At 45.8% G+C, this 26,294-nt stretch carries 14 protein-coding genes, 3 tRNA genes and 1 pseudogene; 12 read left to right on the top strand and 6 right to left on the bottom strand.

Translation table 11 applies throughout. The features are described from left to right. Positions 1 to 281 precede the first annotated feature (281 nt). The 7 genes from A3CS_RS0106550 (at position 282) to A3CS_RS0106520 (ending at position 6,555) form a co-directional block, all read left to right on the top strand. Positions 282 to 357 (top strand) — tRNA-Val (locus A3CS_RS0106550). 38 nt (positions 358 to 395) lie between these two features. Continuing rightward, positions 396 to 471, top strand: a tRNA-Val gene (locus A3CS_RS0106545). A gap of 27 nt (positions 472 to 498) precedes the next feature. Further along, a tRNA-Val gene (locus tag A3CS_RS0106540) sits at positions 499 to 574 on the top strand. Between the two features lie 109 nt (positions 575 to 683). Further along, complete coding sequence (locus tag A3CS_RS0106535) at positions 684 to 1,472, top strand: glycosyltransferase family 32 protein (protein WP_005547626.1); 789 nt, start codon at positions 684 to 686, stop codon at positions 1,470 to 1,472. 112 nt (positions 1,473 to 1,584) lie between these two features. After that, positions 1,585 to 2,961 (top strand): argininosuccinate lyase, encoded by a 1,377-nt coding sequence (argH, locus tag A3CS_RS0106530; protein WP_005547628.1) that lies wholly within the window; start codon positions 1,585 to 1,587, stop codon positions 2,959 to 2,961. A gap of 301 nt (positions 2,962 to 3,262) precedes the next feature. Beyond that, positions 3,263 to 4,612 carry an NADP-specific glutamate dehydrogenase gene (gdhA, locus tag A3CS_RS0106525; protein ID WP_005547630.1) on the top strand — a complete coding sequence of 450 codons (1,350 nt, stop codon included), beginning with the start codon at positions 3,263 to 3,265 and terminating at the stop codon, positions 4,610 to 4,612. 488 nt (positions 4,613 to 5,100) lie between these two features. Beyond that, a complete protein-coding gene (locus A3CS_RS0106520) occupies positions 5,101 to 6,555 on the top strand; it encodes a catalase (protein ID WP_019518339.1) in 1,455 nt (484 codons plus the stop codon). A 672-nt stretch (positions 6,556 to 7,227) separates the two neighbouring features. On the opposite strand, the pseudogene A3CS_RS1000000112265 reads toward A3CS_RS0106520, so the two are convergent. Continuing rightward, positions 7,228 to 7,518: pseudogene (locus A3CS_RS1000000112265) on the bottom strand (transposase). A gap of 165 nt (positions 7,519 to 7,683) precedes the next feature. After that, positions 7,684 to 11,160 (bottom strand): DNA polymerase III subunit alpha, encoded by a 3,477-nt coding sequence (gene dnaE / locus A3CS_RS0106515; protein ID WP_005547640.1) that lies wholly within the window; start codon positions 11,158 to 11,160, stop codon positions 7,684 to 7,686. A 198-nt stretch (positions 11,161 to 11,358) separates the two neighbouring features. On the opposite strand from dnaE, the gene A3CS_RS0106510 reads away from it, so the two are divergent. The 4 genes from A3CS_RS0106510 (at position 11,359) to nrdG (ending at position 22,837) form a co-directional block, all read left to right on the top strand. Then, positions 11,359 to 13,146 carry an AMP-dependent synthetase/ligase gene (locus tag A3CS_RS0106510; RefSeq protein ID WP_005547641.1) on the top strand — a complete coding sequence of 596 codons (1,788 nt, stop codon included), beginning with the start codon at positions 11,359 to 11,361 and terminating at the stop codon, positions 13,144 to 13,146. A 344-nt stretch (positions 13,147 to 13,490) separates the two neighbouring features. After that, a complete protein-coding gene (gene emaA, locus A3CS_RS0106505; RefSeq protein WP_080630362.1) occupies positions 13,491 to 19,388 on the top strand; it encodes a trimeric autotransporter adhesin EmaA in 5,898 nt (1,965 codons plus the stop codon). 253 nt (positions 19,389 to 19,641) lie between these two features. After that, the gene (gene nrdD, locus A3CS_RS0106500; protein WP_005547649.1) at positions 19,642 to 21,768 is read left to right on the top strand and encodes an anaerobic ribonucleoside-triphosphate reductase; all 2,127 of its coding nucleotides are present in this window, start codon (positions 19,642 to 19,644) and stop codon (positions 21,766 to 21,768) included. 601 nt (positions 21,769 to 22,369) lie between these two features. Next, complete coding sequence (nrdG, locus tag A3CS_RS0106495; protein WP_005547651.1) at positions 22,370 to 22,837, top strand: anaerobic ribonucleoside-triphosphate reductase-activating protein; 468 nt, start codon at positions 22,370 to 22,372, stop codon at positions 22,835 to 22,837. A gap of 26 nt (positions 22,838 to 22,863) precedes the next feature. Here nrdG and A3CS_RS0106490 read toward each other — a convergent pair whose 3' ends face one another. The 4 genes from A3CS_RS0106490 to A3CS_RS0106475 all read right to left on the bottom strand — a co-directional run bounded on the left by A3CS_RS0106490 (position 22,864) and on the right by A3CS_RS0106475 (position 24,690). Continuing rightward, positions 22,864 to 23,652 (bottom strand): TatD family hydrolase, encoded by a 789-nt coding sequence (locus tag A3CS_RS0106490; protein WP_005547653.1) that lies wholly within the window; start codon positions 23,650 to 23,652, stop codon positions 22,864 to 22,866. A gap of 2 nt (positions 23,653 to 23,654) precedes the next feature. Further along, positions 23,655 to 23,936 (bottom strand): type II toxin-antitoxin system RelE/ParE family toxin, encoded by a 282-nt coding sequence (locus A3CS_RS0106485; protein WP_005547656.1) that lies wholly within the window; start codon positions 23,934 to 23,936, stop codon positions 23,655 to 23,657. Next, complete coding sequence (locus tag A3CS_RS1000000112040; RefSeq protein WP_005547658.1) at positions 23,929 to 24,087, bottom strand: hypothetical protein; 159 nt, start codon at positions 24,085 to 24,087, stop codon at positions 23,929 to 23,931. Before A3CS_RS1000000112040 ends, A3CS_RS0106485 begins: the two co-directional genes overlap by 8 nt. Before the next feature lie 90 nt (positions 24,088 to 24,177). Then, positions 24,178 to 24,690, bottom strand: coding sequence for a peptidylprolyl isomerase (locus A3CS_RS0106475; protein WP_005543917.1), 513 nt, complete (start codon positions 24,688 to 24,690; stop codon positions 24,178 to 24,180). Positions 24,691 to 24,789: 99 nt separating this feature from the next. Here A3CS_RS0106475 and cysS point away from each other — a divergent pair, with 99 nt between their 5' ends. Next, a complete protein-coding gene (gene cysS, locus A3CS_RS0106470; RefSeq protein ID WP_025298090.1) occupies positions 24,790 to 26,169 on the top strand; it encodes a cysteine--tRNA ligase in 1,380 nt (459 codons plus the stop codon). The last annotated feature ends 125 nt before the right edge of the window (positions 26,170 to 26,294 follow it).

Raw genomic sequence — 26,294 nt, 5'->3', positions numbered from 1 at the left:
TAACCCTTTTTCTAATGCAAATAATTGTGCGGTATTGTACTACGGGTTCATTGAATTCATAAGGAAAAATCGTGTTTTATGCCTATTTTTGAAACAACCGACGGATTTTTGGCAAAAATTTGTTGACTGAAATCATTGAGCAATTATAATGCTCGCTCACAACGCTGAGGGCAGTTACGGTTAGCTTAGGTAGGAGAATTCTTGATAGGAAAAGCGCCAAGAGTTCGAAACCGATGTTCTCACCACTTCAAAGTTTCTCAATGTTGTCAATGTAACGACGTGGGCGATTAGCTCAGTTGGGAGAGCACCTCCCTTACAAGGAGGGGGTCACTGGTTCGAGACCGGTATCGCCCACCACTTCTTTACATACTTCCCTAATTTTAAGATTCTAACGTGGGCGATTAGCTCAGTTGGGAGAGCACCTCCCTTACAAGGAGGAGGTCACTGGTTCGAGACCGGTATCGCCCACCACTTAAAATCTTAAAGTGCCGATTCGTCGGGCGATTAGCTCAGTTGGGAGAGCACCTCCCTTACAAGGAGGGGGTCACTGGTTCGAGACCGGTATCGCCCACCACTCACTTCCCCTTTAATTATTTTATTTCAACAGGTTCAGAACATTTATTCTTTTAGCGTAAAGTGATAAAGTACGCCCAATTTTTCAGTTGCATCAACGGATTCATTGAATGAATAAACCAATTAAAAATCAGACCGCACTTTTCATTTCTAACGGCTTGTTACGTTTAGCCGGCAATATTGTCAAAATCCTAAGTTACCCGTTCCACGCGATTTTTCCGAAAAAGCGCTTTACCATTCCGGAATTCAGCCCGGCAAGACACCCAACCAATAAGCCCGGCAAAATCAATAAAGTCATCTGGCAAACCAACTACAGCAACCAAGTTACCTTACCGATTTATTGTAACTATTTGGTCAATCGCCTGTTTTCGCCCGGTTATGATTACCGTTATGTGAGCACCGAAGCGCGCGGCGATTATATTGAAAAAAATGCCGATGCCCGCACATTCGCCGCGTATAGCAAACTTACCGACGGCGCGGCGCAGGCGGATTTCTGGCGTTTATTCACGCTCTACCACGACGGTGGTATTTACATGGACATCGACGGCCATTTGGTCGGCAATTTGGATAAGATGATTGATCCCGAAGACAACGAAGTGCTCATTACGCGCCGTGGTCGTTACACCAATTTCTTTTTAGCCAGTCGCAAAAGCAATCCGTTTTTGAAAGAAACTCTGGACATTATTATTGATAATATCGAAAACCGTCGTATTGACGGCGGCGTGTTTGTCCTCACCGGTCCCGATACGCTCAATAAAGCGCTGGAAAACAAAGATGTCAACACCCGCCGCGATAAATTGACCTGCGCACAAGGCACCTTTGCCAACGAATATTTTCAATATATGGATAAAAAACGCGGCAAATGGATTCACGCGAAAAACGAAGATTTATTAAAATAACCGTCAATTAAGCAAAAAGTGCGGTCACAAAAAGCAGATTTTTGTTGATCGCCTTTTTTGTTTCTGTGATATATTTTTTAACCGATTTCACAAATAACAATCAGAGGGTTCTATGGCACTTTGGGGTGGACGCTTCACGCAAGCTGCGGATAAGCGTTTTAAAAACTTTAACGATTCATTACGCTTTGACTACCGTTTGGCAGAGCAAGACATCGAAGGCTCAATCGGCTGGTCGAAAGCGTTGGTATCCGTGGGCATTTTAGATGTGCAGGAACAACAACAATTAGAACAGGCATTGCACGAATTATTAGTTGAAGTGCGGTCAAATCCGCAAGCGATTTTACAAGATGACGCGGAAGACATCCACAGCTGGGTGGAAAGTAAGCTCATTGATAAGGTAGGCAATTTAGGCAAAAAACTGCACACCGGGCGCAGCCGCAACGACCAAGTGGCACTCGACATCAAAATGTGGTGTAAACAACGGGTTGCCGAATTGCAGCATTCTATCCGTGACTTACAGCGTAAATTGGTGCTCACCGCAGAAAACAATCAGGATGCCGTGATGCCAGGCTACACCCACCTGCAACGCGCCCAACCGATCACCTTTGCCCATTGGTGCATGGCGTATGTGGAAATGCTGGATCGCGATTATTCCCGTTTAGCTGATGCCTACCGTCGCATGAACAGCTGCCCGCTCGGTAGCGGCGCCCTTGCCGGCACGGCATATCCTATCGATCGCGAACGGCTCGCCAAGGATCTGGATTTCGCCTTCGCCACCCGTAACAGCTTGGACAGCGTATCCGATCGCGATCACATTGTGGAACTGCTCTCCGCCGCGTCCCTTAGCATGGTGCATTTATCCCGTTTCGCCGAAGACATGATTATTTTCAACAGCGGCGAATCCAACTTTGTGGAACTCTCCGATCGCGTAACGTCCGGTTCTTCCCTGATGCCGCAAAAGAAAAATCCCGATGCCTGCGAATTGATTCGCGGTAAAGCGGGGCGCGTAATCGGCGCCCTAAACGGCATGCTGATGACACTGAAAGGTTTGCCGTTAGCCTACAACAAAGATATGCAGGAAGACAAAGAAGGCATTTTCGATGCGTTGGATACTTGGCAAGATTGCTTAGATATGGCGTCTTTGGTGTTGGATGATATTAAAGTGAACGTGGAACGCACCCGCGAATCCGCGCTAAAAGGCTACTCTAACGCCACCGAATTGGCAGATTACTTGGTCGCTAAAGGCGTGCCGTTCCGCGATTCCCACCACATTGTGGGCGAGACCGTGGTATATGCCATTAAGCAACACAAGGCGTTAGAAGAATTGACTATTCCGGAATTCCGTCAATTCTGCGAAAAAGTGTCGGACGATGTGTACGATATTCTGTCTCTGCAATCCTGTTTAGACAAACGTGCCGCCAAAGGCGGGGTTTCACCGTTGCGCATTGCCGAAGCCATTGCTGACGCAAAAGCCCGATTTGCGTCGTAAATACGTCGTAAAGTGCGGTCATAAAAAACATCATTTTTTCTGACCGCACTTTTGTTTGTTTTTAGCACCGATTTCACTTACGCGACCAAAAAAACTAAACAGCGTTTAACATAAATATTTTTTTATTAGATAAAATCTAAAACATTTCTATAAAAACAAAATATTCTAATATTTTTCTAGAAAAACATTTGAAATCATCTCCCCGGCTGTTGCATATTGAAAACCGACTTAACAACATAGTTGAGCAACACACAATTCACTCAAATGCAAACAACAACATTCATCTTACAGGAGATTTCTTATGTCTGGTTCGGTCCCTTCCTTAGAAGCATTTTTAGCTAAAGTCGAACAACGCGATGGTAACCAACCTGAATTTTTACAAGCTGTTCGTGAAGTGTTTACTTCCATCTGGCCATTTCTTGAACAAAATCCGAAATATTGTTCCGAAGCCTTATTAGAACGTCTTGTAGAACCTGAACGCGCCATTCAGTTTCGCGTAGCATGGACGGACGATAAAGGTCAAGTGCAAGTCAACCGCGCATTCCGTATTCAATTTAACAGTGCCATCGGTCCGTTCAAAGGCGGCATGCGTTTTCACCCTTCCGTAAACCAATCCATTTTAAAATTCTTAGGGTTTGAACAAATCTTCAAAAACGCCCTAACCACCTTACCGATGGGCGGCGCCAAAGGCGGTTCCGACTTCGATCCGAAAGGCAAAAGCGATGCGGAAGTCATGCGTTTCTGTCAAGCGCTTATGGCGGAACTTTATCGCCATATCGGTCCGGACACCGACATACCGGCAGGAGACATCGGTGTGGGCGGTCGTGAAGTAGGTTATTTAACCGGCATGATGAAAAAACTCTCTAACCAAACCGGCTGCGTATTCACCGGTAAAGGCTTAACCTTCGGCGGTAGCTTAATTCGTCCGGAAGCCACCGGTTACGGCTTGGTTTATTTCGTACAAGCCATGCTGGCGGAAAAAGGTCAGGATTTAAAAGGCAAAACCGTGGCGGTTTCAGGTTCCGGCAACGTGGCGCAATATGCCATCGAAAAAGCGTTGGAATTAGGCGCAAAAGTCATTAGCTGTTCCGACTCTTCGGGCACGGTTGTGGATGAAGAAGGCTTCACCACCGAAAAATTAGCCGCACTGATGGAAATCAAAAATGTGAAACGCGGTCGCGTTAAAGATTACGCCGATCAGTTCGGATTGAAATATGTGGCAGGCGCGCGCCCATGGCACTTAAAAGTGGATGTTGCTCTGCCTTGCGCAACCCAAAACGAATTGGCATTGAGCGACGCGCAAACCCTTATCGCCAACGACGTACAAGTGGTGGCGGAAGGCGCCAATATGCCAACCACCATCGACGCCACCAATGCCTTCATTGACGCCGGCGTATTATTCGGACCGGGCAAAGCAGCGAATGCAGGTGGTGTGGCAACTTCCGGCTTAGAAATGTCGCAAAATGCACAACGTTTAAGCTGGACCCGCGAAGAAGTGGACACGAAATTACACAGCATCATGCTGGATATTCACGCTAACTGTAAAAAATACGGCTCCAACGCCCAAGGCAACATCAACTATGTGGTGGGCGCCAACATCGCCGGTTTCGTGAAAGTCGCCGATGCCATGTTGGCACAAGGGGTGTATTAATCGGTCAGAAAAAACACCGTTGAAAATGACCGCACTTTGATCTGCCCTCCCAAAGAGGACGCCGCCGCCAATCAATTAAAATGCAGGTTTTTATAGGAAAACATTATTTAATCGGAATATTTTTATTCCCGCCGGTTTAACTACATGATGAACCCGGGCGGACGATGAATATATTCGTTATTATTGAGGAGCGTAATTAAGCTTAAGTTAAACAATTTGAGCCCTGTGCAGTGCAGAGCTCAATATTTAACTTAGGTTTAGCTATCCGCCCGGTTTTAGGGTGCAGATCAAAGTGCGATCATTTTCTTTTCTCATTTCTTTTTTCTTGATTAAATCAATTCTAACTATTAATAGTTATTTTTTAATCGTCAAATATTATTAATTTAATAGATTGAGAACTTTTTGCTGGTATTTATAATTTCTGTCAATCGATCATCCATGAAAATGGATATTTTTTACTCTACTACTCAAAAATTAAGGAAACGATTATGTCAGCAAAATGCCCTTTCGATCATAACTCTGCCACATTGACTACCGCTGCCGGCGTGCCGGTGGTGGATAATGACAACACCATGAGTGCCGGCCCCCGCGGCCCGTTACTGTTACAAGATGTTTGGTATCAAGAAAAACTAGCCCACTTTGCCCGCGAGCGCATTCCTGAGCGTGTGGTGCACGCCAAGGGTTCCGCCGCATTCGGTACATTCACCGTCACTCACGACATCACCCAATACACCAAAGCTGCGCTGTTCAGCGAAGTGGGCAAACAAACGGAAGTGCTGTTGCGCTTTTCCACCGTTGCCGGCGAACGCGGTGCTGCCGACGCGGAACGTGATGTACGCGGTTTTTCGTTGAAATTCTACACCGAACAAGGCAACTGGGACTTAGTGGGCAATAACACGCCGGTGTTCTTCATCCGTGACCCGCTCAAATTCCCGGATTTCATTCACACTCAAAAACGCAACCCGCAAACCAACTTACGCGACGCTACCGCCGCATGGGATTTCTGGTCGCGTCATCCTGAATCCATGCACCAAATTATGATTCTGTTCAGCGATCGTGGTATTCCGGCAAGCCTGCGCAATATGAACGGTTACGGCAGCCACACTTACAGCTTTATCAATGCGGACAACGAACGCTTTTGGGTGAAATTCCACTTCAAAACCCAACAAGGTCATAAATTTTTAACCAACGCAGAAGCGGCGAAGGTGGTGGGTGAAGATCGTGAATCCAGCCAACGTGATTTATATGATGCCATTGCCAACGGCAATTTCCCCCGTTGGAACGTGCGAATTCAAATCATGCCGGAAGCCGATGCAGAAAAACACAATTACAGTTTTGACTTAACCAAAGTATGGCCGCACAAAGATTATCCGTTGATTGATGTAGGCGTATTGGAACTGAATCGCAATCCGCAAAACTATTTTGCTGAAGTGGAACAAGCCGCCTTCGCGCCGAACAACAACGTGCCCGGCATCGGCTTCTCGCCCGATCGTATGTTGCAGGGTCGTTTATTCTCTTATCAAGATGCACAACGCTACCGCTTGGGCGTAAACCACCACCAAATTCCGGTGAATGCACCAAAATGCCCGTATCACACCACCCACCGTGACGGTGCAATGCGCGTAGATCACAACGGCGGCACACACCCGAACTATGCTCCAAACCGCTTTGACACCTATGTGCCAACCCACGATCAAGGTCCGTCATTGCAACTGGAACGTGAAGGCGCGCACTTTAATTTCCGTGATTACGACGAAGATTACTACTCACAACCTGCCGCGCTTTACGCCATTATGGACGCCGCCCAACGCGACCGCCTCGCCGGCAACTTCGCCGCCAGCCTGGCAGAAGTCACCGACGATGCCATCGTGGAACACCAGTTGGTACACTTTGAACGCGTTAATACGGAATTGGCAAACGCCATTCGCACAAAACTTGCTTGATTCAAATTTAACTCAAGAACCGACCGCACTTTTGCTTCAAAAGTGCGGTCATTTTTTTTAGCCGAATCCATTATAAAACCAACAAGCTTGATCTAATAATGCCCAGTGTGCAAATGTTGAAATTCACCAAATTATAGTGTTAAATCTGAACTTATTGTGTGGTTATGCTAAGTAAAGGTTAGAAACAGATTTGTGTAGTCTCCTGACATAAACAAATCCTTCTACTACCTCACCGGAAGCATCGATTCTAAAACGGCATTTTGTTACATAGCGGAACAATTAAAAAAACACTTCCATAAAAAAGCAAGTGAAGAACAAATTTTCTAAGCAATTTAATAAATTAGTAATGTACTGACAGAACACGGCACCTTTAATTTTATTTTTCTAACGAAGAATGTCGCTGTGCCACTAAGTACATTGGGAGCTGAGAAAGCGATGTAAGGCCAAATAATACAAATAGAAAGTGATCTGCCCCCCCAAAAAGTTGGACAGGTTAGTTAACTTAAATATTGAGCTCAGTATTGTATCGGGCTCAATCCTTTTAAATCGGTTTAATTCGTTTTTGGTTGTAATACACAAATTTACCCGGCTGTAATCCTGCCTGTTGATAATAAAAGGTTGAATGAGGCATTTCAGACACTTGCAGCAGGTCATTTAAGGCATGTTTTTCCTTTAACTTTTCGATGACTTTTCTTTTTTCTGCCGTCGTTTTTGATTGTCTAATTCCACTAACTTTTTTAGATTATCAATCTCCTCTTTTGCAAGGGCAGGTTCCCGTTTCAGTTTTTTAAAGGCTTGTGGTGAAAAGTCGCTTGTTTCAAGCCACTTCAATCTGCGTTTTTTTCATTTTGGGTTTCAGAATTTTGGAGGTTTTAGGTTTGTGTAAGGTGATTTTACGCCATCAAGCCCTCTTTCACGAAAGGCTTTTCCAATAAATGACTTGAGAACGAGAAATTTAGCCACCTCTCATATACCGAAATCCTGCTCGGTGACTAGCTTGATAATTTTTAAACGAAATTGATAAGAGTAGGACATAATCTGCAACTTAAATTATATGCCGATTTTTTTGGGGTGTAGATCAAAGTGCAGTTGAAAAAACAATCATTTTTTAACCGCACTTTTTCCTATCTATTCAAACTCCAATTCCACCGCACTTTCACCGAACAGTGCCGCCAGTTCGGTGAGCAGTTCGTCCGTCGGGTTGACCGACCATTGCACGCCCATTTTAACCAGCGCTCTGCCCTGCGGGCTTTGGTAGTAAATATGCACCGGCAGCGAATTGCCGCTGTAAGGCTGTAAAATGCTTTTAAATTGTTTAATGAATTGCGGCGTGATTTGTTCTTGCGACAAGCAAATCGCAAGGCTTTTGGCATAACGGGCACGGGCTTCGTCGATGGTCATTAAATCACGCACTGACATACGCAAACCCTGCGAGAAGTCGTCAAAACTTACTTGCCCGGAAACCACAATCACCGTGTCTTTTTGCAGTTTCTCGCCGAATTTTTCCAAGGCTTCGCCAAATAAGGTTAAATCCAACCGGCCGGAGCGATCGTCAATGGTAGCGATGCCGATATGGTTGCCTTTTTTCGTCACCGCAACGCGAGTGTTAATCACCAAACCGCTGGCGGTGCTCATTTGCCCGCGATAATTCGGCACCAGCTCTTTTAAGCGAACGGGGCTGTAATGGGCTAGTTCTTTCAAATAACGGGTTACCGGGTGGCTGCTGAGATACAACCCTAAAGTTTCCCGTTCGCCGTCCAAAATGGTCTTTTCCGTCCAAGGTGCGATGTTGGCATAGGAGTTTTCCACTTCCTCATTAGTTTCCGTCAGCACGCCGAACATATCCACCTGCCCCAAGGCTTCGTCTTTCGCGTGTTGATCGGAAGCGCGCAACGCATCTTCCAAGTTTTGCTGTAACGCGGCGCGATGCGGTCCGAGTTTATCAAAAGCACCGGATTTAATCAGGCTTTCAAAAGTACGACGGTTGATTTTCTTTAAATCTACGCGGGCACATAAGTCGAACAGATTTTTAAAGATCCCGTCTTTTTCCCGCGCTTCCACCAACGCCGCAATAGGGCCTTCACCCACGCCTTTAATGGCGCCGATTCCGTACACGATTTCACCGTTTTCATTCACGCTGAAATGGTGTTTACCGGTGTTAATGTCGGGCGGAACCACTTTCAAGCCCATACGCATACATTCGTCGTATAAGCCCACAATTTTGTCCGTGTTATCCATTTCCGAGGTCATCACCGCTGCCATAAATTCCGCCGGATAATGGGCTTTCAGCCACAGGGTTTGATAAGACACCAACGCATAGGCGGCGGAGTGGGATTTGTTAAAACCGTAACCGGCGAATTTTTCCACCAAGTCGAAGATCTTCATGGCAAGTCCGCCGTCCACGCCGTTTTTCACCGCGCCTTCTTCAAACACGGAACGCTGCTTCGCCATTTCTTCCGGTTTTTTCTTCCCCATGGCACGGCGCAACAAGTCCGCGCCACCCAAAGTATAGCCTGCCAACACTTGAGCGATTTGCATCACCTGTTCCTGATACAAAATAATGCCGTAGGTCGGTTCCAAAATCGGTTTGAGGGATTCATGCTGATAATTGGCATCTGGGTAAGACACTTCCTCGCGTCCGTGTTTGCGGTCGATAAAATTATCCACCATGCCTGATTGCAACGGACCTGGACGGAACAACGCCACCAACGCGATAATGTCTTCAAAACAGTCCGGCTTCAGGCGTTTAATCAAATCTTTCATACCGCGCGATTCCAACTGAAACACCGCCGTGGTTTCCGCATTCAGTAACACATCGAAGGATTGTTGGTCGTCCAACGGAATGGCGCTGATGTCCACCAACAGCTTGCCTTCTTTTTCCATGCGGGCATTAATCATATCCAGCGCCCATTTTATGATGGTCAACGTGCGTAAACCGAGGAAGTCAAACTTCACCAAACCGGCGTATTCCACGTCATTTTTATCGAAATGGGTGACCGGATGTTTGCCTTCCGAATCGCAATACAGTGGCGAGAAATCCGTGATCAGGGTCGGCGAAATCACCACCCCGCCGGCGTGTTTACCGGCGTTACGCGTGACACCTTCCAGTTTGCGCGCCATGTCGATAATGGCACGCACTTCTTCATCCGCGTCATAAATTTCCTGTAATTTCGGTTCTGCTTCAAAGGCCTTAGCCAAGGTCATGCCCGGATCAGGCGGCACCAGTTTGGAAATGCGATCCACAAAGCCGTAAGGTTGCCCCAGCACCCTCCCCACATCGCGAATTACCGCTTTCGCCGCCATAGTACCGAAGGTAATGATTTGCGACACCGCACCATGCCCGTACATTTCCGCCACATGGTCAATCACGCGGTCGCGTCCGTCCATGCAGAAATCCACGTCGAAGTCAGGCATGGAAACCCGTTCCGGATTGAGGAAACGCTCAAAGAGCAAATCGAATTCCAACGGATCCAAATCGGTAATTTTTAGCGCATATGCCACCAAAGATCCCGCCCCGGAACCACGCCCGGGTCCTACCGGAATGTCATTATCTTTCGACCATTGAATAAACTCCATCACGATCAAAAAATAGCCCGGGAAGCCCATTTGGTTAATCACATCCAGTTCAACCTGTAGCCGTTCATCATATTCCGGGCGGCGTTCGGCACGCACCTTCTCATCGGGGAACAACACTTTTAAGCGTTCTTCCAAGCCGTCTTTGGCGCGCTTAACCAGATAATCTTCCGTAGTTAAATCACCGGTCGGAAATTGTGGCAAGAAATATTCGCCCAAACGAATGGTGACATTACAACGCTGCGCAATTAACACCGTATTTTCCAACGCGCTCGGCACGTCGGCGAACAAATCGCACATTTCCTGTTCGGAGCGAAAATATTGTTGTGACGTATAAAGTTTCGGGCGTTTCGGGTCGTCCAAGGTAAAACCGTCATGAATCGCCACGCGAATTTCATGGGCTTCAAAATCCTCCGCCTGCAAAAAGCATACATCATTAGTTGCCACTACCGGCAACTGTTGCTGCTCCGCCAGTTCCAGCGCCGCTTTAATATAGCGTTCTTCGTCAGGGCGACCGGTACGGGTGAGGGTTAAATAGAAATGATCGGGGAAAAATTCACGGTAAAAATCCACCGCACTTTTTAGTTCATCGGGGTTGCTTCTGAGCAATTTCTTGCCCACATCGCCGTTTACCCCGCCGGACAGCACAATCACCCCGGCGCGGTGTTCCACCAGCCACTGCTGATCGATATAAGGCCAATCGGCATAACCGCGTTCATAAGCTTTGGAAAGCAGCAACGTAATGTTTTTATAACCTTCGTTATTCTTCGCCAGCAAGGTTAAACGAAATTTTTCATCGCCGCATAATGCGCTTTGTACCAACACATCCGTCCCGATAATCGGCTTCACACCGGAAGACAACGCCTCGCCGTAAAAGCGTACCAAGCCACAAAAATTGGTGAAATCCGTCAAGCCCACCGCTACCATTCCATTTCCCACACAGGCTTTCACTAACGGTTTCACTTTGGCGATACCGTCAATCATGGAAAAATCACTGTGAACCTGCAAATGAACGAAACGTGGCTGCGACATAAAAATCCTTGGGAAAAATCAGACAAAAGTGCGGTGTATTTTAGCGGTATTTTACGGGGAATTGTAGGGATAATTTGTCTTGATGTCTTGACGTACCGACACAATAAATCCCTACAAAACGCAGTTTTATTGCTAGAGTTTTGATCGTTAATCGGCTATATTAGCGCACAACTGTTAGCTGATTTTGGATTTTTAACCATGGATCTCAATTTTCATTTTATCAATCGCATTCGCCATCAGGCAAAAACGCTGGCAAATCGCACCGCACTTTGCTATTTCAAAGACAATAACCGGCTGGATATTTCCTGGGCGGAGCTGCAACAGCAAGTGGATCACATCTCTTTGGCACTTTTAGCCAATCATATTGATATTCAAGATAAAATCGGTATTTTCGCGCACAATATGCCGCGTTGGACAATCACCGACATTGGTATATTACAGGTGCGTGCGGTGACGGTACCGATTTATGCCACCAACACCGCAAAACAGGCGCAATTCATTATTAACAACGCCGATATGAAGATCATTTTCGCCGGCGATCAGGAACAATACGATCAGGTGATCGACATCGCCGATGAATGCCCTAAGCTTATAAAAATCGTGGCGATGAAAAGCACCATCAATTTGCACGAACACGCCAAAGCCTGTCATTGGCAGGATTTTATTGAAATGGCGGACGAACAATATCGACCGCAATTACAACAGCGGCTGGATGGCAAATCTTTGGCGGATTTATTCACCCTGATTTACACCTCCGGCACCACCGGTGAGCCGAAAGGCGTGATGCTGGATTATGCCAATCTGGCGCACCAGCTGAAGGCGCACGATCAGGCGTTGCAAATAGATGATAGCGATGTGTCCCTTTCCTTCCTGCCGTTATCTCATATTTTTGAGCGGGCTTGGGTGGCGTATGTGCTCCATCGCGGTGCCACTAACTGTTACATTGAAGATACCAACCAAGTGCGGTCGGCATTGACGGACATTCGTCCGACATTGATGTGTGCCGTGCCACGTTTTTACGAGAAGATTTACACAGCGATTCTGGACAAAGTGCATAACGCACCGAAACTGCGCCAATGGATTTTCAATTGGGCAATTGCCGTCGGGCGTAAACGTTTCGATACCCTTGCCAAGCAACAGAAAATCGGCTTCCCATTAAAACAACAATATGCCCTCGCCGATAAATTGGTGCTCGGTAAACTGCGCGCCTTACTCGGCGGACGCATTCGTATGATGCCGTGCGGCGGCGCCAAATTGGAACCGACCATCGGCTTGTTTTTCCACAGTATCGGCTTAAACATCAAACTGGGTTACGGCATGACGGAAACCACCGCCACCGTTTCCTGCTGGAATGATTTCAGTTTTAATGCCAATTCTATCGGTACTTTGATGCCGGGCGCAGAAGTGAAAATCGGCGAAAACAATGAAATTCTGGTGCGTGGCGGCATGGTGATGAAAGGTTATTATAAAAAACCGCAGGAAACCGCCGACACCTTCACCCCTGACGGTTTCCTGAAAACCGGTGACGCCGGCGAATTCGATGCCGACGGCAATTTATACATCACCGATCGCATCAAAGAACTGATGAAAACCTCCAACGGCAAATATATCGCGCCACAGGTGCTGGAAAGTAAAATCGGCAAAGATAAATTCATCGAACAAATCGCCGTCATCGCCGACGCGAAAAAATACGTCTCCGCCCTTATCGTGCCTTGCTATGCGTCACTGGAAGATTATGCCAAGCAGGTCAACATCAAATATCAGGATCGTTTGGAATTGTTAAGAAATTCGGAGATTATTCAAATGTTAGAACGCCGAATTAATGAATTGCAAAAAGAATTGGCGGGCTGGGAACAAATTAAACGTTTCACCCTTTTGCCCCAAGCCTTCAGCACACAATTGGAAGAAATCACACCGACGTTGAAATTACGACGAAAAGTGATTTTACAGCGTTATAAAGAGCTGATTGAGGCGATGTATAACTAAATGATTCATCATAAAAGTGCGGTGGAAAAATAATGTGTTTTTTCACCGCACTTTTTATATTAATTTCTCTTTATTATTCGTCTTTCAAGTGAATTTTAATAAAAAATTTCAAAAAAGACCTTATTTTTTGTAAAACAATGAAAATTTACTTGCATTTAAAATTTATATAGTTAGGATGTACCCCCTTAACTCAGTCTTGCACAAATATTAGCCAATAAAACTCCATTAATATAATCAAGTACCAAATCTAATTTATAACGCCTTAATCTACATTTTTAAGCTGCAGAACCTATTAACATATTAATTATCAATGTAATTTACCCTAACAAAAAGGAAAACATAAGATGAATAAAGTCTTTAAAGTAATCTGGTGTAAAACATCTCAGACATGGATTGCCGTATCTGAACTATCTAAAGCTTTCTCCCTTTCTACCACTACAGATATACCTAAAAAAACTAAAATATTCATTGCTGCAGCCCCGTTATTATTTCTCTCCTTTAATACCAACGCTTACATTGCTATAGGTTCTGTTGAAAACAATTCTGTGAAATCCGAGGGGGCAGAAGCCTCCCCAAACAAGAGAAAGGGAAGCCAAGCATTAAATTATTACAACCCCGGTAGTAAATCATATGATGATAAAGACAAACCGAGCAATCCTGAAAGAAGATACAGCAATGGGGAGGCATATGGTATCGCTATCGGTAAAAATACCGATGTTCGTGACTCAAGTAAGGATTCAAATGGTATCGCCTTAGGCGATTATTCTAAAGCTACCGGTGGGCTTGCCATGGCCTTAGGTTCATTTTCCAGAGCAGAAAAAAATGGCGGTATTGCAATCGGTATAGCTTCCAGATCATCAGGAATTAATTCTCTTGCGATGATGCGTCAATCTGCAGCAACCGGGGATTATTCTACTGCCATTGGTTCTGTCGCATGGGCTGCAGGTCAATCAAGCTTCGCACTGGGGGCTTCTGCTACTGCTAAAGGCAACCAATCCATTGCAATTGGCAGCTTGGAACAAAAAATATCTCCGAATGGTTCTGGTGTGCCAATCACAAAATACAACGGGTTAGACAACACACAAACCAATGGTAACCGTTCCATGGCATTGGGTACGGCAGCTAAAACCAATGGTGATGATTCATTTGCTATTGGTTATAAAGCACACACCGGTGAGTTTAAAGTGGAACATGACAACTATCTAAAAGAGAATGTTACCTCTCCGGATCTGTCTAAAAAAGCTGATAAAGCCATTGCTGTCGGTACGAGTGCACTTGCGCAAAAAGAATCTGCTATCGCATTTGGCTACCAAGCTAATGCTTCCGGCATTAATGCAATTTCTCTTGGCGCAAATGCAAAAGCATCTCAAGATAACGTTGTAGCAATAGGTAAAGATGCTACAGCCACTGAATCTGGTTCAATGGCCATTGGTCAGGGAGCTAAATCTACCTTTAAAAACTCATTGGCATTAGGTACAGGTACCATTGTCAACAGTGTCGATGGCGGGCAATCTAAATTTACTGCACAAAATTATGATGCTAATAATGGTGTTGTAGCTGTTGCAAACGCCGGTAAAGAGCGTCGAATTATTAATGTTGCCGGTGGTCGTAATGATACTGATGCAGTGAATGTTGCCCAGTTAAAATTCGTGAATGATAACTTAGCCAAGTCCATCGCAGGCGCCGGTTATAACGGCTATGAAGCAGACGGACATACTTACAAAGCACCGGTATTTAGTATTAAAAATACCAACTATCACGATGTCAAAACAGCTGTTGAAGCGGCACAAACCAATTATGTAAGTGTAAATAGCACTAATACAGCAGCCGATAGTAATTACGACAATAAAGGGGCTAAAGCAGTAGGTTCTATTGCGTTAGGCGAAAAAGCCACAACAGGAACGGCGGCAATGAACTCTATTGCCATTGGTTTAAACAGCAATGTTAGCGGCCAAAATACCGTTGCATTGGGTGCCAATATCACCGCGACAACCAACGGTTCCGTCATTTTAGGAAATTCCTCCACCACGGAAGGTTCACATCCTGTTTCAAATGTTAGCAGTGCGACTGTTAACGGATATACCTACTCAGGTTTTACCGGCACGGTAAAAGAGTCGGGACATTTTGTGAGCATTGGTTCAAAAGGCAATGAGCGTCAAATTAAAAATGTGGCAGCAGGTAATGTTGCGGCAAACTCAACCGATGCCGTTAATGGCTCTCAATTATTTGCTGTCGCCAGTCGTGTAGAACAAGGTTGGCAAATCACTTCCGGCGTAGAAAATGGTGGTACTCAAAATGGCGCAGCCTCAACAGCAACAATCAAACCGAGTAACCAAGTGAAGCTACTGGCAGGAAAGAATTTAACAGTCAAACAAAACGGCACTAACTTCACCTTCTCAACCCAAGAAAATGTCACGTTCACTAATGTTACGACCCAAGATCTAACTGCAACAGGCAACACCACTGTTAAGAACTTCAGCGTTCAAAATGGCGGAACCATCAATATGGGAAATAATCGCATTACCGGTGTCGCTGAAGGCACTCAAGATGACGACGCGGTTAACTTTAAACAATTAAAAAGCCTTCTTGGTGGCTCCGCATCAACGGAAATTGTTGAGAAAAAAGCAGCTCAAGCCGGAGATGAAAACCTGGCGGATATTAGCGTAGCAAATGGTAAAAACGCCGGCGATATGGGTGCGAAATACGAAGTATCTGTATCCAAAAAAGCCGTACAAAGTGCCGCAAAAGAAGCGGTTAAAGTGACAGGTTCGGCACCGATTAATGTAAACAAAACAGATGTAAATGGCGTTGATACTTATGCCGTAACCTTTAATGGCACAGAAGCGGCGAAATCTATCCCATTAACTTATAAAGCTAACGGTAGCGGTGATAAAACCGTCATGTTGGATAAAGGATTAAACTTTACCAATGGTATGATGACAACCGCTTCCGTGGCAAATGACGGTGTGGTGAAATATGACGTCAATTTATCCACCATTAAAGTAGAAGATGGCAAGGCTGCCGTAGCCGGTACACCGGGCACAAATGGCGCCAACGGCACTGATGGCAAAGATGGCGTAGCGACGGTTAAAAATGTGGTAGAGGCGTTAAATAATGCCGCATGGACAATAACTGCCTCTAAATCTGACGGCGAAGTCGTCAGCAATGCATCTAATTCCGTTAAAAATGGGGATACGGTGACTTATGATGCCGGCAAAAACATCAAAATTACTCAAAGAGATAAAAAATTCTCTTTTGCCACCAAAGATAATGTTGAATTTACTTCTGTGACCACGGGCAATACCAAATTAACCGGTAATGGTGTAGAAATCACCAACGGCCCTAAACTTACCCAATCAGGTGTGGATGCAGGCGGTAAGAAAATCACCAATGTAGCAGATGGCGTTATTGCAGCTAACAGCAAAGATGCCGTGAATGGCGGTCAATTATTCGCTGAAACTGCAAAAGCCAAAACTACGGTTGAGAAAGGTGATGATAATATTCAAATCACATCAGAAACTGCAACGGACGGACATATTAACTATAAAGTGGCATTAAATCCTAGCTTGACCGTCGGACCAAGAACAAATGGTCACCCGATCACCATTGATGGTAATAACGGCTATATTACCGGTTTAACCAATACAAGCTGGACGGGCGCGCCAACAACCGGTCGTGCAGCAACGGAAGATCAATTATCTATAGTCGATAAAAAATTCGATAATAAGGTTTCTTTAGGCGGTGACAACGGTAGTACCACAGAGAAATCCTTGTCTCACAACGGAGGAATCAAATTTAATATCAAAGGCGGAGACAGCCAAAAATATGTGACGACATCAGGATCCGGCGATGATGTCACGGTGGATCTTGCCCAAACCACAAAAAATAAGATCGACAATGCGGCAGATAAAGATCTCGCCAACATTACCGATAATGGTAAAAAAGTTATTACCGCTTTAGGCGCTGTAGTGAAAGCGGCTGATTCTACGATTACGGTAACTGACGAAACCGATAATACGACAGGACAAAAAACCTACAAAATCAAAGCCAATATTCCAACACCGGAAAAAACAGCAATGGCTCCCGGCAACAATACAACCATTGAAGGTGATGGCTCAGCCGCCAATCCGTTTAAAGTGAATCTGAAAGATGATTTAGCGCTAGGTCAAAAAGACGCTAACGGCGTAACCGGTAAAGATTCTTCCATTAAAGTGAACGGCAAAGATGGCTCCGGTGTGGCGATTAACGGTAAAGACGGTTCCATTGCATTAAATGGCAAAGACGGTGCGAATCCTGTCACCATCAAAACGGCGCAAGGTCCTGCCGGTGTGAATGAAACCAATCCCAAAGACCGTTTAATGGTGAATAACGACGCTGTTGCAACCCTTAAAGACGGCTTAAAATTCGCCGGAGATAACAGCACCGAAGTCATCACTAAAACCTTAAATCAAAAACTGGAAATTGTGGGTGGTGCAGATAAAAACAAATTATCTGACAACAATATCGGCGTAAATGCCAATAACGGCAAACTGGAAGTGAAATTAGCCAAAGAGTTGAATGAGTTAACCAGTGCGCAATTCAAGAATGGCGACAACACAACGGTTATCAATGGCAATGGCATAACAATTACCCTGAAAGATCCGACAAAGGCGGTCAGCTTAACGGATAAAGGACTAAACAATGGTGGTAATCAAATTGTGAACATTGACAGCGGATTAAAACAAGCCGACGGTTCAACAGTTGCTTTAAAAGACGCCTCAGGTGATACCTTAAAAAATGCGGCGAATATCGGTGATTTACAAAAATCCATTAACGACATTACCGACGCAAGTAAAAACGGCGGCTTCGGTTTAAGCGATGACAATGGCGCAACCGCTAAAGCCAACTTAGGTGAAACCGTGAAAGTGAAAGGCGATGGCAGTGTTATTACAAAAGTAGTTACCGATAATGGTAAACCGACCTTACAAGTGGGTTTAAGCAACGACATCACTGTAGGAGACGATGCGCAAGCGGGCACCATTAGCGTCAAAGGGGAAAACGGTAAGGATGGCGTATCCATCAACGGCAAAGAGGCTTCCGTCACTTTTGCTAAAGACGGACAACCGGGTATGTCTATTGCCGCTACGCGTAGCGCTGATGGTAAAGACGCGTTGACGCTCAAAGGCAAAGACGGTAAAGATGGCATTTCGTTCCAGGAAGATGGTCGTATTACTCAGGTTGCCGATGGGGTAAATGACAAAGATGCGGTGAACAAATCCCAATTGGATAGAAGTATTGCTCAAGCTAAATCCGGTGTTAGTGCCGGCAAAAACATTACTGTAACGCCTCAAAAGAATGCCGACGGAAGCACCACGTACACCGTTGAAACCCAAAACGATGTTGAATTCAGCACGGTGAAAACCGGTGATACCACCCTGGATAGCAACGGTGTCAATATCAATGGCGGACCAAGTGTCACCAAGGACGGCATTCACGCCAATGATAAGAAAATCACCGGTGTAAAAGACGGTGAAATTTCAGCCCATAGTAAAGAGGCGGTGAACGGTAGCCAATTACATCAAACCAACCAAAATGTGACGAATTTAGCCAACAATGTGGACAAAGGGCTGAATTTCCAAGGAGACAATCAAGAAGTCACGGTTAATCGTAAATTAGGCGATCAACTTAACATTCGCGGCGGTGCGGATCCGAAGAAATTAACACAAAATAATATCGGCGTGACCGCAGATAAAAACGGCACCATGACCGTTCAGCTGGCGAAGGAAGTTAATCTCGGCGCAGATGGCAGCCTTACTGTAGGCAATACCACGGTCAATAACGACGGTGTTACGATTAAAGACGGTCCAAGCATGACAAGCCACGGCATCAACGCCGGCGGCAAACGAATTGCTAACGTTGCGAAAGGGAAAGCACCGACGGATGCAGTAAATATGAGTCAGCTTCAAGACGTCGGCAGTGCCATTAATAATCGCATTGATAACATTGATAAGCGCGTGAAAAAAATGGATAAACGTCGCAAAGCCGGCACCGCTTCCGCCCTCGCTACGGCGGGTTTGATGCAGCCTCATAGAGACGGGCAATCCGCCTTAGTCGCCGCTGTCGGTCAATATCAAAGCGAAACCGCTGTAGCTGTGGGTTACTCACGCATTTCCGATAACGGAAAATACGGCGTGAAAGTTTCTTTCAGCACCAACTCACAAGGTGAAGTTGGCGGTACGGCAGGCGCGGGCTATTTCTGGTAAAATGCGCTTATTCAGCTAACCTGAAACAAAAGTGCGGTGGAAAAATAATGTGTTTCTTCACCGCACTTTTTTATTTTCGCCCTCTCATTTCTCCCCGAATGAAATTCCTAACGAAACCAATCACTAAACTTTGCTCATAACAGAACGTTAACAAACAAGCCACAAAAACACTACATCTTGTGTCTTGAAATCCTAAAAATATCTATATATAGTATTATCCAATTTTTTATAACACTAAATATGGACATCTCTCATGGGTACATTCTTTGTCATTAAGCGTGATGGTTCACGCATTAGCTTTGAACTTCAACGTATCGTAAACGCCATAAAAAAGGCAGCGCAGGCGGTCGGTATTACGGATGATCGTTATTGCTATGCCGTGGCGCAGAAAGTCAGTGATGACATTTTCAGCCATTACCAACAGGAAATCGACATTAGTCACATTCAAAAAATCGTGGAAAATCACCTGATGGCTAGCCAATACCCGCAAGTGGCACGCGCTTATATTGAATATCGCCACGATCGTGATTTGGCGCGTGAAAAACGCAGTCAATTAACCCGGGAAATTGAGGGATTAATTGAACAAAGCAACGTGGAATTACTGAACGAAAACGCCAATAAAGACGCCAAAGTGATCCCGACCCAACGGGATTTGCTGGCGGGTATCGTGGCGAAACATTATGCCAAACGTTACATTCTGCCGCGCGATGTGGTGGCAGCCCATGAGAAAGGCGAAATCCATTATCACGATTTGGACTATTCGCCCTTCTTCCCGATGTTTAACTGTATGTTGGTGGATTTAAAAGGCATGCTGACCCAAGGCTTTAAAATGGGCAATGCGGAAATCGAACCGCCGAAATCCATCGGCACCGCCACCGCCGTGACTGCGCAAATTATCGCGCAGGTAGCAAGTCACATTTACGGCGGCACCACTATTAACCGTATTGACGAAGTGTTGGCGCCTTACGTTCAACTCAGTTACGACAAACATCTGAAAAATGCCGCGCAGTGGAATGTGCCCGATGCGCAAGGATACGCGCAGGCACTTATCGAAAAAGATTGTTTCGACGCCTTCCAATCCCTTGAATATGAAGTGAATACCTTGCACACCGCCAATGGTCAAACCCCATTCGTGACCTTCGGTTTCGGTTTGGGCACAAGCTGGCAGGCGCGCTTGATTCAAAAAGCGATTTTGCAAAACCGAATTCGCGGTTTAGGCAAAAACCACAAAACACCGGTGTTCCCGAAACTGGTTTTCACCCAACGCAAGGGCGTAAATCTGGAACCTAATGATCCGAATTACGACATCAAACAGCTTGCCTTGGAATGCGCCAGCAAACGTATGTATCCGGATATTCTGAATTACGATCAAGTGGTCAAAGTCACCGGTTCCTTCAAAGCCCCGATGGGCTGCCGTAGCTTCTTGGGCGCGTACGAAGAAAATGGCGAACAAATCCACGACGGACGTAACAACCTCGGCGTGGTGAGCCTCAACCTGCCGCGTATCGCCATTGAAGCCAAAGGGGATGAAAAACGCTTCTATGAAATTTTGGATCAACGTTTAGCCTTGGCGAAAAAAGCACTCATGACCCGCATTGCCCGCTTAGAACACACCAAAGCCCGTGTGGCACCGATTTTATACATGGAAGGCGCCTGTGGCGTGCGTTTAAAAGCGGACGACAACGTGGCACAAATCTTCAAAAACGGACGCTCCTCCATTTCCCTCGGTTACATCGGCATTTATGAAACCGTCAATGCGCTCTATCACCAAGGACACATTTACGATAACGACATGCTACGCGAAAAAGGTCGTGCCATCGTGGAATACCTCAGCAACGCCACCAAACAATGGCGCGCTGAAACTGGTTATGCCTTCAGTTTGTATTCCACTCCAAGCGAAAACCTGTGCGATCGCTTCTGCCGTTTAGATACCAAACAATTCGGCGTCATCGACGGCGTGACCGACAAAGGCTACTACACCAACAGCTACCATTTGGACGTGGAGAAAAAAGTCAATCCATACGACAAACTGGACTTTGAAATGGCGTACCCGCCACTTGCCAGCGGCGGTTTCATTTGCTACGGCGAATACCCAAACATCCAGCACAACCTCAAAGCACTGGAAGACGTGTGGAATTACAGCTACGACCGCGTGCCTTACTACGGCACCAACACGCCTATCGACGAATGCTACGAATGCGGTTTCACCGGCGAATTTGAATGCACCAGCAAAGGCTTCACCTGCCCGAAATGCGGCAACCACGACAGCGAAAAAGTCTCCGTCACCCGACGGGTTTGCGGCTACCTAGGAAGCCCAGACGCCAGACCGTTTAATGCGGGGAAACAGGAAGAAGTGAAGCGCAGAGTTAAGCATATGTAGTTACTCCTACTTTCTTGCTTGTGCAAGAAAGTAGCAAAGAACACACCCCGGATAAGCCGCTGTTCTTCGCTTGGTTGCAATTTTCTTCACGGAAATTTTCGAACTCGCTACGCGCAAACAGACGAAAATTTCCTAAAAATTGCAAGTCGCTCAGGCGTCTTATACGGGGACCCCATTTATTTGAGCGTTATTCTAGAAAAGTGCGGTTATTTTTTTGAGTGTTTTTTTATAGAAAATACCACAAAATTTCACCGCACTTTAAAAGTCAACGTTGGGTTCCCTTCTTTACCGCCTTTGTGAAATTGAATTTGTAGGGAATTTTGTACTGTTTGAGCGTAGCAAGTTTACAAAATTCCCGTAAAGCAAATTCAATGGAACAAAGGACAAAATGCAACGCATTTTAAGCGTTGGCTATGCCAACGACCCCGAAGGGGTGAGCAAGTCAGCTGTGCTGAGTTGCGAATAAACAAGGCAAAGCAGGGGCGCCTTTCTTTTGGTTACTTTTCTTTGACGACGCAAAGAAAAGTAACTCGCCATCGGCGAAATCCGATATATCAACAAAAACCATAGCGGGTTAAACAATCTAAAACATAAGTAACTAATGAACTACCTCCAATACTACCCCGTCGACATCGTCAACGGCGAAGGCACTCGCTGCACCCTTTTCGTCAGCGGCTGTACGCACGCCTGCAAAGGTTGCTACAACCAAAAAAGCTGGTCGTTTAGTGCGGGCGTGCCGTTTGGTATTGAAATGGAAGAACAAATTCTCAAGGATCTCAAAGACACCCGCATTAAACGCCAAGGTTTGACCCTCTCCGGCGGTGATCCGCTTCATCCGCGCAATGTAGAAACGCTGTTGCCGTTAGTGCAACGGGTGAAACGGGAATGCCCCGATAAAGACATTTGGGTATGGACCGGGTACAAATTAGATGAATTGGACGACTATCAACGCCAAATGCTGCCTTATATCGACGTGCTAATTGACGGCAAATTCATTCAGGCGCAAGCGGATCCGAGCCTGATTTGGCGCGGTTCGGCGAATCAAGTGATTCACCGGTTTAAGATCTGATTTCGCACAAAAGTGCGGTACTTTTTTCAAGCGAATTTTGCCACGCTGTTGTGCCAAATGGTCTCGGCGATTTGCGCCGGCGTTTCGCTTCTTAATTCACACAAGGCATTGAACACCTGCACCACGCGTTCCGGGCGATTAGGCTGCCCTTGAAAACCAAACACCGGCATATCGGGCGAATCCGTTTCCAACAGCAACGCGTTTAAAGGCAATTTGGCGATGGTTTGACGGGTTTTATTGGCGCGTTCATAAGTAATGGTGCCGCCTACGCCGATTTTGTAACCTAAATCCACAAAGCGTTTCGCCTGATCATAACTGCCCGCAAAACCATGCACCACACCACATTTTGGCACGGCGATGCGTCTTAAAAAGGAAAACAGTTGCTCATGAGATTTACGGGAATGCAGATTTACCGGCAGGTTGTGTTTTTTCGCCAAGTGCAACTGCGCTTCCAAGAAATCACATTGCTTGCGCCATAATGCTTCCGTTAAGAGTTCAGGCAAGGCACGCTCCAAACCGATTTCCGCCACCGCCGTACAATTTGCCGGACGACTTGCCAATGCCTGATCCAGCAAACCCAAATCGTCGATTTGATGCTCTTGGATATACAAAGGATGCAACCCTAAGCCGTAATACAACTGCCCGGGATAAAGTGCGGTCATTTTTTCAATCGTTTTGAAATCCCGCTGCAACACAGCAACAATCAAAATCTTTTGCACTCCCGCCGCCTGCGCATTTTGCATCAGCTGCACCAACCGCTCGCCGCTAAATTGTTGCAGGTAATCAAGGTGGGTGTGGGTATCAAAAAAAGGCATGATTAGAAATTGGGATAAAGTCTTTTACAATGAATGATGGTGCTGATTTGAATTTCTGCAGAAGAAACACGATAAACAATTCGATAGCCTCTGACATAAATTTCACGAGTTCCCTCAACACTACCGACAACTCCCATCAGAGGCATATAGGCAAGCAATTCAATCGCTTGTTTAATATCTTCAAAAATAGTTATAGCACTGCTAAATCCGGCATATTCGGTTAAATCAAAAACAATATGCTCAAAATCCTGAACGGCGTTTTCTGAATAAATAATTTTATGCAACGTCCTTCATTCCTTCTTTAGCTTTTACCGCCGCTTGAATCACGCGTTGGTACACTTGTTCAGGCTCAAATACGCGATTATTTTTAAAATCTTCATCAGATTTTGCCACTTTTTGTTGCAAAAACTGCTTATATTCCTGTGTCATCATCATAACCTCCCTCGATTTTGGTTAATTTTAGTACAAACCAATCCATTAAGGAACCAATAACCGCCCAATTATTTAGGCGGTTATTATGAAAAATTACTCATCCACAGTAACCGAAGTAATCACCACATCCTCATTCGGCACGTCTTGATGAAAACCTTTGTTGCCGGTTTTAACGCCTTTGATTTTATCGACCACATCCATGCCTTCAACCACTTCGCCGAATACCGCATAACCCCATTCTTGCACCACTTCGCGCCCGTGCAACTCTTTTGCGCGGTAATCCAGGAAGTTGTTATCGGCAACATTAATGAAGAATTGCGCTGTCGCGGAATGCGGATCGGAGGTGCGCGCCATGGCGATGGTGCCGCGTTTGTTACTTAAACGGTTATTGGCTTCATTTTTAATCGGCGCGTTGGTGGCTTTTTCGCGCATACCGCTTTCCATACCGCCGCCTTGAATCATAAAACCGTCAATCACGCGGTGGAAAATTGTGTTATCATAAAAACCGTTTTTACAATAAGTTAAGAAATTTTCCGCCGTTACCGGTGCTTTCTCGTGATTTAAGGCAATTTTAATATCGCCGAAATTTGTATGTAGTGTAACCATTGTGCTTTTCCTCTACGAATTAAAGAGCGTCATTATTTCACAATCCGCCCCAAATCGCCATAAAGTGCGGTGCGTTTTCAAAAAGATTTGGATCCCAATATGTTAAAACTTTTCAATACCCTAACCCGCGAAAAAGAAATTTTTAAACCGATTCACGCCGGCAAAATCGGAATGTATGTGTGTGGCGTGACCGTGTACGATCTCTGCCACATCGGGCACGGGCGTACGTTCGTGTGTTTCGATGTAATCGCCCGTTATTTGCGTTATTTAGGCTACGATTTAACCTATGTGCGTAATATTACCGACGTGGATGACAAAATTATTAAACGTGCCTTGGAAAATAAAGAAACCTGCGATCAGTTGGTGGATCGCATGGTGGTGGAAATGTATAAAGATTTTGACGCGCTGAATATTTTGCGTCCGGATTTTGAACCGCGCGCCACCCACCATATTCCTGAAATCATTGACATTGTACAGAAATTAATCCAACGCGGACACGCCTACGTAGCGGACAACGGCGATGTAATGTTTGATGTGGAAAGCTTCAAAGATTACGGCAAATTGTCCCGTCAGGATTTGGAACAATTACAAGCGGGCGCGCGCATTGAAATTAACGAAATCAAGAAAAATCCAATGGATTTCGTGTTATGGAAAATGTCTAAACCGAATGAACCGAGCTGGGACTCGCCTTGGGGCAAAGGGCGCCCAGGCTGGCACATCGAATGCTCCGCCATGAACAGCAAACAATTAGGCGAGCATTTTGACATTCACGGTGGCGGCTCCGACCTCATGTTCCCACATCACGAAAACGAAATCGCCCAATCCTGCTGTGCCCACGGCAATCAATATGTGAACTATTGGCTACACTCCGGCATGATCATGGTGGATAAAGAAAAAATGTCGAAATCCCTCGGCAATTTCTTCACCATTCGCGACGTATTAAACCACTACGACGCGGAAAGCGTGCGCTATTTCTTATTGACCGCGCACTACCGCAGCCAATTAAATTACAGCGAAGAAAACCTTAACCTCGCTCACGGCGCATTAGAACGGCTCTACACCGCATTACGCGGCACAGATAAAAGTGCGGTGGCTTTTGGCGGTGAAAATTTTGTGGATGCCTTCCGTGAAGCCATGGATGATGATTTCAACACGCCGAATGCCCTTTCCGTACTGTTTGAAATGGCGCGTGAACTGAACAAGCTGAAGACCGAAGACATGGCAAAAGCCAACGGCTTAGCCGCACGCTTACGCGAACTCGCCGCCATTCTCGGTCTGCTTCAACTGGATCCGGAGCAATTCCTGCAAGCCGGTTCCGATGAAGATGAAGTGGCGAAAATCGAAGCGCTTATTAAGCAACGCAACGAATCCCGAGCCACCAAAGACTGGGCAGCCGCTGACGCCGCGCGCAATGCCTTAACGGAAATGGGCATCATATTGGAAGACGGACCGAACGGCACCACCTGGCGTAAGCAATAATTTAAGCTATTCAGAAAAGCAAAAGGAAAGTTATCATTAACTTCCTTTTTTGTTATCACGACACGGGGTTCATCGTAAAGTGCGGTGGTTTTTCCAAGCGTTTTTCAAGAGAAAAAACGTTCGTG

This window comes from Aggregatibacter actinomycetemcomitans DSM 8324, assembly GCF_000372365.1.
Lineage (GTDB): Bacteria > Pseudomonadota > Gammaproteobacteria > Enterobacterales > Pasteurellaceae > Aggregatibacter > Aggregatibacter actinomycetemcomitans.
This window is presented reverse-complemented; position numbering and strand designations above follow the sequence as displayed.